Source organism: Glutamicibacter sp. AOP5-A2-18 (genome assembly GCF_052446055.1).
Classification (GTDB): Bacteria; Actinomycetota; Actinomycetes; order Actinomycetales; family Micrococcaceae; genus Glutamicibacter.
Genome location: NZ_JBQSVW010000001.1, coordinates 1497004 through 1510615, shown reverse-complemented (window position 1 = coordinate 1510615; position 13612 = coordinate 1497004). Strand labels below are relative to the sequence as shown.

At 54.1% G+C, this 13612-nt stretch carries 9 protein-coding genes and 1 pseudogene; 4 read left to right on the top strand and 6 right to left on the bottom strand.

The window, feature by feature from the left end:
- Positions 1-6 precede the first annotated feature (6 nt).
- From ACT3RW_RS07105 to ftsY, 3 genes and pseudogenes are all read right to left on the bottom strand, one after another.
- A complete protein-coding gene (locus ACT3RW_RS07105; RefSeq protein ID WP_444614625.1) occupies positions 7-969 on the bottom strand; it encodes a gamma-glutamylcyclotransferase in 963 nt (320 codons plus the stop codon).
- A gap of 267 nt (positions 970-1236) precedes the next feature.
- A pseudogene (locus tag ACT3RW_RS07100) lies at positions 1237-1530 on the bottom strand (SH3 domain-containing protein); the annotation flags it as partial.
- Between the two features lie 466 nt (positions 1531-1996).
- Positions 1997-3169, bottom strand: a complete 1173-nt coding sequence (gene ftsY / locus ACT3RW_RS07095) for a signal recognition particle-docking protein FtsY (protein ID WP_131088056.1) — start codon at positions 3167-3169, stop codon at positions 1997-1999.
- A 172-nt stretch (positions 3170-3341) separates the two neighbouring features.
- Between ftsY and ACT3RW_RS07090 the strand changes: the two genes are divergently transcribed.
- Positions 3342-4625, top strand: coding sequence for an MFS transporter (locus tag ACT3RW_RS07090; RefSeq protein WP_444613286.1), 1284 nt, complete (start codon positions 3342-3344; stop codon positions 4623-4625).
- Between the two features lie 92 nt (positions 4626-4717).
- Here ACT3RW_RS07090 and ACT3RW_RS07085 read toward each other — a convergent pair whose 3' ends face one another.
- Positions 4718-6226 (bottom strand): glycosyltransferase family 2 protein, encoded by a 1509-nt coding sequence (locus ACT3RW_RS07085; protein ID WP_444613285.1) that lies wholly within the window; start codon positions 6224-6226, stop codon positions 4718-4720.
- A 296-nt stretch (positions 6227-6522) separates the two neighbouring features.
- Here ACT3RW_RS07085 and ACT3RW_RS07080 point away from each other — a divergent pair, with 296 nt between their 5' ends.
- Positions 6523-6702 (top strand): hypothetical protein, encoded by a 180-nt coding sequence (locus tag ACT3RW_RS07080; RefSeq protein WP_444613284.1) that lies wholly within the window; start codon positions 6523-6525, stop codon positions 6700-6702.
- Between the two features lie 14 nt (positions 6703-6716).
- Positions 6717-8120 carry a tetratricopeptide repeat protein gene (locus ACT3RW_RS07075; protein WP_444613283.1) on the top strand — a complete coding sequence of 468 codons (1404 nt, stop codon included), beginning with the start codon at positions 6717-6719 and terminating at the stop codon, positions 8118-8120.
- A 51-nt stretch (positions 8121-8171) separates the two neighbouring features.
- Here the strand turns inward: ACT3RW_RS07075 and smc are convergent, their stop codons facing one another.
- The gene (gene smc, locus ACT3RW_RS07070) at positions 8172-11744 is read right to left on the bottom strand and encodes a chromosome segregation protein SMC (RefSeq protein ID WP_444613282.1); all 3573 of its coding nucleotides are present in this window, start codon (positions 11742-11744) and stop codon (positions 8172-8174) included.
- Between the two features lie 149 nt (positions 11745-11893).
- Between smc and ACT3RW_RS07065 the strand changes: the two genes are divergently transcribed.
- Entirely contained in the window at positions 11894-12709 is an 816-nt protein-coding gene (locus tag ACT3RW_RS07065) for a serine hydrolase domain-containing protein (RefSeq protein ID WP_262197882.1), read from the top strand.
- A 30-nt stretch (positions 12710-12739) separates the two neighbouring features.
- Here ACT3RW_RS07065 and ACT3RW_RS07060 read toward each other — a convergent pair whose 3' ends face one another.
- Complete coding sequence (locus ACT3RW_RS07060) at positions 12740-13573, bottom strand: IS5 family transposase (RefSeq protein ID WP_444613281.1); 834 nt, start codon at positions 13571-13573, stop codon at positions 12740-12742.
- Positions 13574-13612: the final 39 nt, after the last annotated feature.

The following is a 13612-nucleotide window of genomic DNA, read 5'->3' as shown; positions in this document are numbered from 1 at the left end:
CCTTTTCTATGAACGCTTCAGGAAGTCGCCGGAGGAAATGTAGCGGCCCGAATTCTTGACCACTTGCTCCGAGAACGATGTTGTCTTGTACGTCCACGACTCAGATCCGTCGGTGAGCGGAACATTTTGCCTGGTGTACATCGGCTTGCCTTGGTACTTCAACTGACCTTCGTAGATATCAAGCTTCCTCAGCATGCCTGGACCGGCCGAATCCGAATATTGGAATTGCTCGGCCACAACGGTTTTTGGACCATTGGTAAGGAAGGTCCAATTCCTATTCCACAATTGGTACAGGGACGAGTTGGCTAACCGCTGGTCCTTGACCTTTTGCTGGAACCCGCCCATGACGTTGTAAGCAGATTGTCCGGTACGCAAGGTGCCGTAGACGGCTACAGAATATGGTCCGTGCTTTCGCAGGTTCCCCGATTCCTTGATCCAACCAGAGATGGAGCCAGCATTAATATGCACCCATCCACCTTCGGCCTTGTGCGTGACAACAACTTTCCAACCCTTTTTGATGCTGCCAACGGAAGCAGAGCCGGAGATCGGATTCTTTCGCAAGGTCGACCCCATGGTGCTGAAACGGGCGTAGTTCTTGACGTCCACGGCGGGAGGAATGATTGGAGCCGGCTTGTTGCGGTCGGTAACCGAGGACCAGACCCATTTGCCATTAAGATTGATTTCATCGCGACGATTAGCAGAGTCCCAAGCACCCCAACGAACACGGGTGCCTCTGGTAATGGTGCCTACCACTTTCGAATTGGTCTTTGATGCGGCGCTGTAGACCGATCCGTTGCGCTGTGCGTACCGGTATTGCGGGGTCACATAGTCGCGATTGGTGGTGCTGGTCCAGACCCAGCGACCGTTGACGTAGATCTCATCACGTCGGTTTGCTGCATCCCAACGACGGTACTCATACTTTTCAGCATGGTGAATCCGGCCCAGATAGGCATCGGTTTTTGGATTCATTGTCGAGTAGATGCTGCCGCTTTTTTGAACGTATCGATACTGCTTTGCCGGACGGGTGCGAACCACATTCTTGGAATCGACCCAACCGTGATAGTACGCAGTCTTGATATGAGAACTGGTTCCGCTAACCTCCAGCAGACTTACCTCAGTGCGAAGGTTCACCGAACCAATTCGCTTGGTACGCGCTGCGGTGGAGTAGATACCTGAGTACCTAGTCATGTACCGGACCGAGTCATCCTTCAAGTAAGTTCGTGTGCTCAGATACTGGGTTGCCGACCAACCGGTCTTGGACCCCCACGTAAGTTGGCTCCAGGTGCCAGATTTCTGACCGGTCAGTTTAACGATGGTCCCTTTAGGCATGACACCAAGAGATGCAGCACTGGTCGAGGGAGACTTCCTGAGATTCAGGTTTTCCGTGGTCTTCGTCTCGGTTACTTTTTTGATGTACTTTGACGGCGGAGCGTTCTCAGGATCGTAGGGACTTAGTGATATCTGGACTGCTTGCGATTGAACTGACGCGTTGGCGCCCACGGCCACTAGAGGCGTGACAAAGAGTGACATGATTCCAAGGCTTGCGACAAGCGCATACCGAAGTTTGAGTTGTGCCATGTGCATCGGACCTTGACCTCATCTTCTATCCGAAAGGTGCGAGTGATGATTCCGGGCAAGGAATGCCCGGGAGGTTACCTCAATTGAAGAATAGAGCCCAAAAGATGGACCCACAAGCGTTTTATCAACTCTTTATATTTTAAGTTCCCACGTGCCCTATGAAACTCGAATGCACCGAAGGTTGTCCATGCAATGAAGTGCCTCGCGCCCCTCAAGTAATAACGTGAACCACTTGCAGGTATTCGCGACGTGTTTATTATTTATTGACACGTTCTCCCAGTAACCATCGCGCCACGGTGCCTGGCGCACGGAGCGCTGAGACGTAATTGTTATCTTTGAGATGCCTTGGACGGTCAGCGCAGACAACTGTGGCCCCGCCAAAAGGCGGGGCCACAGTTGTACAGATTTTTTGGTTCGCTTAGCCTTCGAGCAGCGCGTCCACAAAATCTTCTGGGTTGAATGGAGCAAGGTCATCCGGGCCTTCGCCCAGACCAACTAGCTTCACTGGAACACCAAGCTGACGCTGGATAGCAACGACGATTCCACCCTTGGCGGTACCGTCGAGCTTGGTCAGTACGATGCCGGTAACGTTGACAACTTCCGAGAACACCTTGGCCTGTTGGAGACCGTTCTGTCCGGTGGTTGCATCGAGTACTAGCAGGACTTCGTCAATGGTGGCTTTCTTTTCAACCACGCGCTTGATCTTGCCCAGCTCGTCCATCAGGCCGACCTTGTTCTGCAAGCGACCGGCGGTATCGATCATGACAATATCGACTTCTTGATCGATACCGGCACTAACGGCTTCAAAAGCAACCGACGCTGGGTCAGCACCATCAATATCGGCACGTACCGTGGGAACACCTACGCGGTCACCCCAGGTAGCCAGCTGTTCAGCAGCTGCTGCACGGAAGGTATCGGCAGCACCGAGCAACACGTCTTTGTCGTCTGCAACAAATACGCGGGCCATCTTGCCGATGGTGGTGGTTTTGCCGACGCCGTTGACGCCTACAACCATAATGATGCTTGGGCGGTCAGCATGAGGTTCAGGCAGGTAGCTGCGATCCAGGCTTGGATCTACTAACTTGAGTAGCTCCTCGCGAAGCATCGCCTTGACCCGAACAGGATCCTTGCTGCCCTCGATCTTCACTCGTTCACGCAATGCGTCAACAAGCTCCATGGCTGGTTCGGTTCCGAGGTCTGCCATGAGCAGGTTCTCTTCGATCTCGTCCCAGACATCCTCATCGATGGTGTCTTGGCTGAGCAGGGCCAAAAGACCCTTAGAGAACATGTTGTTGGACTTGGTCAGTCGAGCACGCAACCGCGCAAGACGACCCTGAACTGGCTCGGGTACATCAAGCTTTGGCGCTGCTGGGAAAACTGGTTCCTCAACAGCAATGGCAGTATCGGTGGCACCTTCCGTCGTAACGGTAGAGCCATCCTCGCCTTGACCAGCTGAACTGTCGTCAGCATCGCGCTCGGAAGTATATGGAGTCTTCGGCTTGCGACCCTTGGTGACAAAGGCGATGATGCCAATGGCCACCACGGCAACAACCGCGACAATGATGATGGTTAATGTAAGCGAATCAGACACAGGTTAAATCGTCTCACACCTTCTGTGAGTTACCACGCCTTGTGATGTCGCAGAAAGCACTCTTCTAGCGATGTCTTATGCAAGGTGGAGAACATAGACTTAGTCAGTTACTGACCCAACTCACTGCTCCGCAGAAAGGCTGGCAGGTCTGAGCTGACTCAGACCATCGGCAATGAACAAGTTTTTCACTCGCAATACCAAGGCACGTGCCCCGATCCCCCGGGAAATCGGAGTCCTTCTGGTGGCGGCCTTTATCATCGCGCTGGGCTTTGGCCTGATCGCACCGATCCTGCCGCAGTACGCAGTTAGTTTTGATGTGGGCGCAGCGGCAGCCAGTGTCATTGTGAGCATTTTTGCCTTCACTCGACTGATCTTCGCACCCGTGGCTGGTGCCTTGGTAGGCAAGCTTGGTGAACCGCGCATTTATGTCACCGGTGTGCTCTTGGTTGCGCTCTCGACACTGCTGTGTGGATTTGTGCAGAACTACACTCAGCTGTTGATTGCCCGCGGACTGGGTGGCTTTGGCTCGACCATGTTCACCATTTCAGCCATGGCCCTCATCGCTCGACTCTCCCCCGAGGCATCTCGCGGTCGAATCTCAGGTTTGTACGCAGGAGCGTTCCTGCTGGGCAACGTCGCCGGACCGGTGCTCGGTAGCGTGCTGGCACCTCTGGGTATGCGGGTGCCCTTCTTCATTTACGGCACCGCGCTGGTTGCCGCTGCAGCCGTGGTGTACTTCGCGTTGGGACGTCGCCGAGATCTGGATCGTGACGCCGAAGATCCGAAGAAGACCCGTGCAGCCATCGAGGTGGTCACCACCCGTGAGGCGTTGATTTCACCTGCGTACCGTGCGGCCCTCTTCTCTGGCTTCAGCTATGGATGGTTAGCCTTCGGTATTCGCAACAGCATGATCCCGCTGTTTGCTTTAGCAGTATTTGGTCAAGGCTTAGGAACCACCGTTGCTGGTTTCTCGATGGCTTTGTTCGCTATCGGCAATGGCCTCGCGCTTCTTTTCTCCGGAAAACTCACAGACGTGGTGGGGCGCAAGATCCCTGTCATGGTTGGCCTAACTTTGTTGCTGGTGTCCATCGGCTCGATGGGTGTATTCACCAGTGCCGCAGGATTTATCATCTGCTCAATCTTCGCCGGATTTGGCGGTGGCATTCTTGGCCCAGCTCAGCAGGCATCAATCTCCGACGTGATTGGAACCGGCCGTAACGGCGGTAAGGCACTGGCCGGCTTCCAGATGAGTCAGGATCTGGGTGCCATTATCGGCCCACTGCTCGCAGGTTTCCTCGCCGATGCGTTCAACTATGAAATCGCATTCGGGGTCTCTGCCCTGGTCGCTCTGGTTGGTCTGATCGGCTGGTCCTTTGTTCCCCGGACCATCCGGCCGGTGGCCATTAGCGATGAAACAGACACCGTTGGTTCGCAGAACACCGACACCACAAAATAAGAGCCAGACGATAATCGGGCTACGTTAAATCAGTAATGGCGCCACTACCATAATTGGGTAGTGGCGCCATTATTTTGCTCTAACGAGGCTGTTTACGCCCACTTGGCTTTACGTAGGTCAATGCTCAACGCACCATTGACAGTTCGGTAGACCCGAACACCTGCAAAGCTAGTTTCCTTGACGTTGGCGGGAACGCGCACTCGACGGGTCTCCGCATGGTCATACTTCACGTGAACATCGGTGATGGCCAGGGACTGCGCCGAAAGTGCTGCGTATGGAAGCAGAGCAACATACTTTCCAGCACCCTGTTCGGTAACCGGGAATTCCAATCGACGATCAGTTTCTCGTTCGTCAACGTAGACAGCGCGCGGCGTAGGCCCAAGAGTCGGAACCACAAACTGCAGTTCGAAGTGATCACTCTTGTTTGCAGACTTGGTCAGTTCTGGGCGAACTGCGACCTGTTCATCCAAAGCGGCCAGACGCTTGAGCTCATCGTGATCCCCAGCGATGATCGCATTTGCCTTAGCAGTGTCCTGGTCATTGAGCACTTCGTTGGTGCGTTCGGACAGGAATTCCTGCACATAGGGGCCAAAGGCCGTCATCCACAACTTGGCACGTGCATCGCGGTACTTCAAGAAGCGTTCTCCAACGAAGAACTTCAGGCCCTTGCGCTTGAACAACCCGGCGATCAATCGACGACCCAGTTCGGGATCATCCTTGGTGTTATCGCGAATGGTATTGCTGATGTGAGTCATGGACTGCACGTAGCCATGGGGCTCAAATGGCTGGGCGCTGATGTTGTTGCCGTCGCCACGTTCACGAATGTAGTAGTACTCGTAGTCGGCAAGAACGCTTACACGTTTTGCGTGCAGGTAGCAGCCGGCTAGAACCATGCCGTCTTCCAGGCGGACCTTTTCTTCAGCGAAGCGCAGATCATTGTCGAGGATCATCTGACGACGGATCAGCTTCTGTGGCATCAAGGTCGCAAAGATGGACTCCAGTGGCACGTCAACCTGGGTCGAAGAGAACAGCGAGGTTCGAATGACGCGGCCGCCTACTGGAACCAGCTTGGGTGCAAGCACGTCAACGTCGTGCTCCAGCGCGAAGTCGCGCATACGGCGCAACGCTTCGGTACCCAACGTATCGTCGGAGTCAGCGTAGAAGACATACTCGCCCTTAGCCAAGGCAGTTCCAACGTTGCGGGGCTTGCCTGGCCAGCCACTGTTCTCCTGATGGACCACGGTGAAGTTCTCATTGCGCTTGGCGTAGACGTCCAAGATTTCTCCACCAAAATCGGTGGAACCATCGTTGACGGCAATAACCTCGTACAGGCTCTTGTCCAGATCCTGAAGCTCTAGCGAATTGAGCAGCTCGGTCAAATATGGCATCGAGTTGTAAACAGGGATGACGACGCTGACAAAAATACCCTCAGGCTTTGCGGGCTCAATGTTTTCGTCCGGCGCTACCGTCGCTTCGGCCGCTGGTGCCTGCGGCTCGGGAGTAACAGTCTTTTGCGGCTCCGAGATCGTCGGCTCTGGGGCTACGGCCTCCTGAAGAGCTTTGTCACCAGTAGTTTTGCTACGTTTTCTAAACAGCGCCATCAAATTCCCAAATTTCAGAACCCGATTAGGTTCAGTGTATGTCTACCCTAATTATATACAGATACACACGATTTGCGAGGCGGACTCACTAGATAGTAAATCCAGTCTGATCAGTACGGTTACGATTTGGTAACGGTAAGCCAGATTGGCCATACCCACCACTTCGTCGACTACCTAACGGTAACTAGGGACACATCTTGCACGAACTGAGAAAAATAGTTCTGGGTACATCCTACGCCCCTCCAATCCCCTTAATATGTTGAACGATTCAGCGCCGCACAGCTAAGGTTTTATCTGTGCAAAAGAATGCCATTAATCATGAAAAACTAGTTGTCGGCGAAGACCTTGCGGTGGACTACCACGACGGGGTTTTCCCATATCAATCGTCACTTTTGAGGCAAGAAACAAATACATCAGTGCGGTTGAGCCAAGCCCGTTTGAAAACGGATATGGTCGCGGTATATTTGCGCAACTAGGTTTAAATGAATTTTTGGTTAAGCGTAGTAGAAATCATTGGTATCAGACCGATGAAATCGAAGAAGTCATCAGGCTCATCAAGGATCGCGCCAAAGGAACCACCGTAATCACCTACGGCGGAAGCATGGGAGGTATGGCGGCGATTAGTCTTGCACCTAAACTCGGCGCCAAATACTTCATTGCCCTCTCCCCTCTGTACGACATTGCTGAGGGTGGCGAAGTCGATGACGACAGGTGGGGCGACGAAGGACAGATCCTTGACTTCACGCACAACTACATCCGGACTGGCGAATGTAAGGATTCCAAAGGCTACGTTTTCTACTGCCCAGACACCATCGATGTGGAACACGCACGCTGCATTGAACGAATGACCGCCGGAACAATGGTTCCCCTCGAATATGGCGGACACCCCGTGTCGTTTTTCCTCAACGACACCTACAAACTGAAACGACTCGTCAGCGAAATTGCTCACGAGGAATTCAACGTGGACCAGTTCCGTGAAGTCGTGAAGACCCAGACTGCGCTCACGCACTATCCGTATGAGTCTCAGGCTGCCGTACTCAATCGCGAAGGCTATCTAACTGAAGCGATCTATAGCTTACGAACCGCGGTCACGCTGAATACAAAACTTGCACGACTCCCCTATAAGCTCGGTGAGTTATTGTTCAAGGCCGAAAACTACGATGAGGCAAAGACAGCCTTCGAACAGGCATTAAGCAGAGAACCAGCGTTGGCCAAGGCGCACGTTCGGCTCAGTCAGATTTTTGAGAACCAGGGCCGCATATCGGACGCCATCAGGGCCATTCGACGAGCCATCAAGATTTCCCCTTCCAAAGCCGACTTCCACCTGCGTTTGGGTGTACTGCTGCTACAAGCCGACAGAGCCAAGGAAGCTCAGGCCTCGATCAGTAGGGCAATCAAGATTGATCCGAAAGTCGCAGCTGCTCACGTTCGATTGAGCTATGCCTACGCCGCTCAGGAACATTGGGTGGACGCTATCGATGCAATGAAACAGGCGCTCGTTATTGCACCTGACCGGGCTGAGTATCACCTGCGTTTAGGCGAGTGGCAGCTGCAAGCTGAAGACTTTGTTGGTGCAGAAAAGTCGGTGCAACAAGCCATCACGCTTGCGCCGGATAATTCCCACTATCTGGTTCGGCTCAGCTACGTCTTCGCCGCACAAGACGACTATGAACGTTCGGCGAGCGCAATGGAGCGAGCGGTTGAGCTTGCGCCTAAGACTTCCGCATTTCATCTGAGATTGGGCGAATGTCTGGTGAAGGCCGGAAATTTGGACGCCGCCCAGACATCCATGCGTGAGGCAGTGCGCTTAGCACCTAAACATCAACGTTCGAAGAAGCGCCTTGTGGCAGTACAAGCGGCCGTGGCCAAAAAGAAGCTAGCGGTCACGAGCTGATTGTTGATCTAGCTTGTACACGGCATCCAGACAGAACACGAGATTTACCCGCTACGAAGAAACAGCGCGGTCCATCTTCTGACTGATCACGGTAGTGACGCCATCGCCTCTCATGGTCACGCCATACAAAGCGTCAGCGATTTCCATGGTCTTCTTCTGGTGAGTGATCACGATGAGCTGAGAAGATTCACGCAACTCTTCAAAGATGGTGATCAGGCGTCCCAGGTTCATATCGTCAAGGGCAGCTTCCACCTCGTCCATGACATAGAACGGTGAAGGGCGAGCCTTGAAGATCGCTACCAACAGGGCCACCGCAGTCAATGAGCGCTCACCGCCCGATAGCAAGGACAGCCGTTTGATCTTCTTACCGGCAGGACGTGCTTCTACTTCAATACCGGTGGTAAGCATGTGCTCAGGGTCAGTGAGAACTAGTTGTCCTTCTCCCCCAGGGAAGAGTCGGTCAAAGATACGTTTGAACTGAACGGCAGTATCGTTGTACGCCTCGGTAAAGACGAGCTCTACGTGCGCGTCAACGTCAGCGATGATCTGTTCTAGGTCTCCACGTGACTTCTTGAGATCTTCTAGCTGTCCAGAGAGGAAGTTGTGACGTTCTTCGAGCGCTGCGAACTCTTCAAGCGCTAACGGGTTAACCTTGCCCAGTGCGGAGAGGTCTCGTTCAGCTTTTTTCAAACGCTTCTCTTGCTCAACACGATCAAAAGGTTTGGTGCCGATTGGATTACCATCTTCATCGACATTTTGACGCAGTGATCCCCATTTGTCGTCTTCATCGATAGCTTCTGGAATCAACTGATCTGGGCCAAAGTGAGCAATGAGGTGGTCCGGGGTGAACCCTAGCTCTTCTAATGCCTTGGTCTCTAGATTCTCAATGCGCAATCGCAACTCAGCACGGGCCATCTCGTCTCGATGTACCGCGTCGGCTAGACGAGCTAGTTCGGTGGAGAGCTGTTCAGCTTCGGTGCGCTGGCTGCTGAGCAATTCATCAAGTTCGGCCTTCTTCGCGGACAGTTCTTCGCGTTCTTGGCCGGCCATGGAAACCGAGACTTCAATAAAACGCAGAACTCGTTCAGCGGCCTTTTCAATACGTGCCGCGTTTGCGGCCTGCGCCTGACGTTGTTCGGCCCGGCGCGCAGCAACTTCGCGGTGATTTCTTTCAGCTGCAGCGGTACGGCGTAGTCCTTCAATGCGTGAGCGTAGTGCGGTGACGCGCTCTTCACTGCTTCGAAGCGCTAGCCGAGCTTCGAGTTCCTGCTGGCGAGCGGACGCGGCAGCATCGGCTAATGCCGCGCGTGCTACATCATCGATGGTTTCTTCCTCTTGGTCAGTAGAGGCAAGTTCCATGCGCTCGGTGATCTCTTCAAGAGATTCCTGCTCAATTTCAAGCTTTTCCCTTGAGGCTTCAAGGCGTTCAACGAGCTTTTGCTTGTCTTCTTGTGCACTACGCAGCTTCTGGCCCAGACGGGCAAGGTACGAACTGAGCTCATCAATGGTGGCATCCGATTCGCCCAGTGCTCCCAGTGCGTCTTCTCGGCCCTGTTGTGCTACGGAGAGGATTGGGGAGCGTTCAGCGATTTGTTCTTCAACTCGTGCCAGTTCTTCTTGGCATTCGGTGAGTTCGGTTTCGGTTTGTTCCACCATGGCCTGCTGAGCAATCAGCGAAGCACCTGAAGAGTCACCGACCGAACTGCGTAGTGCGGAGAGTGTTGCCCCCTCTAGGGTGGTCAGTTGAGCCGTTGGGTTCTCTTTCAATATCTCAGCAGCTTGGCTCAGCTCTTCAATCACATAATGACCGGCGAACAAGTTATCTAGCAGGGCGGTCAGATTTTCTGGACCGCCCACTACCTCGCGGGCACTGATAGCACTGGCAATCTTTGGTGTTGTCTTAGCTGCTTCAGGATTAACTGCATGCAGGAATACTGCGCTAGCCTCATCCGCCTGCAACTGTTCAATCAGCTGCTGTGCACTGTGAATATCCGTTGCTACCAAGGACTCCGCGTTATCGCGCAAGATTGCAGCGACGGCCTGCTCGTAGCCGGCGTTCACGGTCATCAGCTCACCGAGGCGTCCAAGCAAGATTTCAGAGGAATCACGCAGTAACCGGGAGGACTGATCATCCGGTTTGGTATTGAGCTTCAGCGCTTCGAGGCGCGAGCGCAGACCAGAGACGCGAACCGAAAGCTCACGTTCTCGATGCGCATCTGAAAGTTGTGCTTGCGATAGTTCTGAATACTCATGATCCGCGGTTTCAAAGGCATCGTTTAGTTCAGCTTCGCCGGCTAGCTGCACATTGAGGTCCACGGAGACTTCATCATGGGACCGCTGATCAAGTTCAAGGCCAGAGTCAAAGGACTGAATACTTTCCTGAAGTCGCACAATCTCTGCTCGGGTGACGTCCACACGGCTACGAGCGGAGGCTACCTGAGAAGCAAGACGAGAGATTCCTTCGCGACGGTCCGCGGCGGCGCGAAGCATTGCAGCCATGCGCTGCTGTTCCGCGCGCGATTCTTCTTCAGCCTGTTCCTTGGCTTCGACCGCTTCGGCAAGAATCTCGTGGCGGTCTTCTACGGCTTCTTCTAGCTCTTCGAGTTCTTCGCTCACCCGTTGGGCTTGAGCTTCTAAGCGTTCTGGGTCTCGGCTTGAATCAAAATGAGTCTCGTTGCTTTCCAGCAGCTTGCTTCGTTCCCGTGCCAGGGCAGCTAGCGAACGATAACGTTCAGCCTGGGTACTCAGAGCCACCCACGTGTCTTGAATTTTCCCTAGGCGTGGGGCCACATCTTCAAGCTCGGTGCTCAACTCGTTGATGTGCTTCTTGACGCGTTCAAGGCGTGAAGCTGCTTCTTGCTGCTGAGCCTGAATCTGCGACTCATCATCAATGTCTTGAGCAAGCTTATTGTTCAGCGATACCAAGTCATCAGCGAGCAGACGCGATTTTGCATCACGCACATCATGCTGGACGGTTTGTGCACGGCGAGCAATCTTAGCTTGGCGCCCCAATGGCGCCAACTGACGGCGGACTTCCGCGTTGAGATCTTCTAGACGGTCAAGATTTCCCTGCATCGCCTGAAGCTTACGAAGGGTTTTTTCTTTCCTGCGACGGTGCTTGAGTACACCGGCAGCTTCTTCAATGAAGCCACGGCGATCCTCGGCCGTTGCATGCAGAATCTTGTCCAGCTGGCCCTGTCCAACGATGACGTGCATCTCTCGGCCTAGGCCGGAGTCGGAGAGGAGTTCTTGTATATCAAGCAGGCGGCAGGAATTTCCGTTGATGGCGTACTCTGAGCCACCGGCACGGAAGAGCGTACGAGAGATGGTGACTTCTGCATAGTCGATTGGTAGCTGGCCATCTGAGTTATCGATGGTCAAAGACACGTGGGCTCGACCCAACGGGGCCCGCCCGGTAGTGCCCGCAAAGATGACGTCTTCCATCTTGCCGCCACGCAGTGTCTTGGCGCCCTGCTCACCCATAACCCAAGCAAGTGCGTCCACCACGTTGGACTTACCTGAACCGTTGGGACCAACCACCGCGGTAACACCTGGCTCAAAGTCAAAGGTTGTTGCCGACGCAAAAGACTTAAAGCCGCGAACGGTGAGAGTCTTTAGATGCACGGCGTTAAGTTCCTATGTTTGGGTCAGATCGCTATGGTTGGTTTGGGTAGTAACACTCAATCCTTCACGCAATTCTAGCGAAGCGTGCTTAGGTTTTTCTGATTCTGCTCGCATATACCGTCAAGAAATATCGAGGGATAGATCATTTCATGAGCATTCTGAGCCAGATCGAGCAATGGCCATCCGATAACGCCGTATCCGTTGTTATCAACGGCGAAGGATCCATCGTTGACCAGCACGGCGATACGGGCCGGGTATACCCATTGGCTTCAGTAACGAAGCTGCTCAGTGCCTACACCTTCTTGATAGCTCTGGAAGAAGAAGCCATCAGTCTTGATGAACACGCCGGGCCTGAAGGTTCCACCGTTCATCACCTACTGGCGCACACCGCCGGTTACGACTTCGATTCAGAAACCATTCGCTTTGCTGTTGGTACCAAGCGCGGTTACTCGAATACTGGTTTTGAGAAGCTCGCCGAACATCTAGAGGCGCAAACTGGGATCAGTATGGCCGACTACGCTCGTGAGGCTGTTTTTGAGCCTTTGGGCATGAGCCAAACTACGATCGCTGGTAGCTGCGCCAAAGACGGACGATCCACCGCAGCAGACTTAGCGAAGTTTGCCGCTGAACTGCTGAACCCAACCCTCATTGCTCTGCAGACTTTGAACGATGCAACGCGCGTTCATTTTGAGAATCTGGCTGGGATCCTGCCTGGGTATGGACGTCAGAATCCTAACGATTGGGGTCTAGGTTTCGAGATTCGTTCCACCAAGAAGCCACATTGGACCGGAGCTAATCATCCTGCTACGACCTTTGGCCATTTTGGTCAGTCCGGGACTTTCCTGTGGGTGGATCCAGAACACCGGCTAGCTTGCGTGACCTTGACCGATAAGAACTTTGGCCAGTGGGCCGTTGATGCGTGGACTCCGTTTAATGAGCAGTTACTCGCTGAACTCACTAGCTAAGAGATCGCGCCAATAGGGGACAAACGATTCTTAAGGCTTTCGATTAGGCCTCGTATCCCACCGATGGGTCGCCCACGCTTCCCCGATCAGCCTGCGGATCACGATGACACTGTTCGCGAGGCTGATCAACGCGTCAATGACCCGGACCTTGCGCTCGGTGCAGATCGCCAATTTCTTGAACCCCCGGTTGTGCCACGAATTGGTTCGTTCCACCACCCAGCGGACCCCGGCCTGCAAGGGTTCGCCCTTGGTACTGATCTCCCAATCACAACCCAGCTCGGTAAGCAGCTCCCGTGTTTTACGGCTGTCATATCCAGCATCCAGATGCACGGTAATCTGCTCTGGCAGCTGGTAGCCGAAACGGGAAAGGCGTTCGAGCGTGGGGCGTAGCAACGGGGAATCGTGCCGGTTCGCGCCTGCGGTGATGCAGCCGACCGGGATGCCTTTCCCGTCGGTCATCAGCGAGCGTTTGGTGCCTTGCTTGCCGCGGTCTACCGGGGATTTTCCGGCGGCTTCACCGCCGCACGGCGCTTTGACCAGACATCCGTCGATGACGAGATTCTCTAGGTCCAGTCCAATGATCCGGTCGTAGGATTCCAGGCAGATCTGCTCCAGTTCGCGGAAGATCCCTGCGGTGATCCATTCGTCGCGGCGCCGTCGGATGGTGGTGGCCGAGCAGGTCGTGTCGCTGATTTTCTCGTAGGCCGCGCCCAGGACGAGGACTTGGATGAGTTTGTCGAAGATGATCCGGTCGCTGATCCGTGGCTTGTGGCAGCCCAGTGGATGGGTTACGTTCCGATCTGGGATCAACGCTTCGAATTGGCGCCAGAGAGGCTCGATGATGGAAGATGGTAGGGCAGGCACGTGACCTTCTTGTGTAAACGGTTCTAGACAAACCTTGTT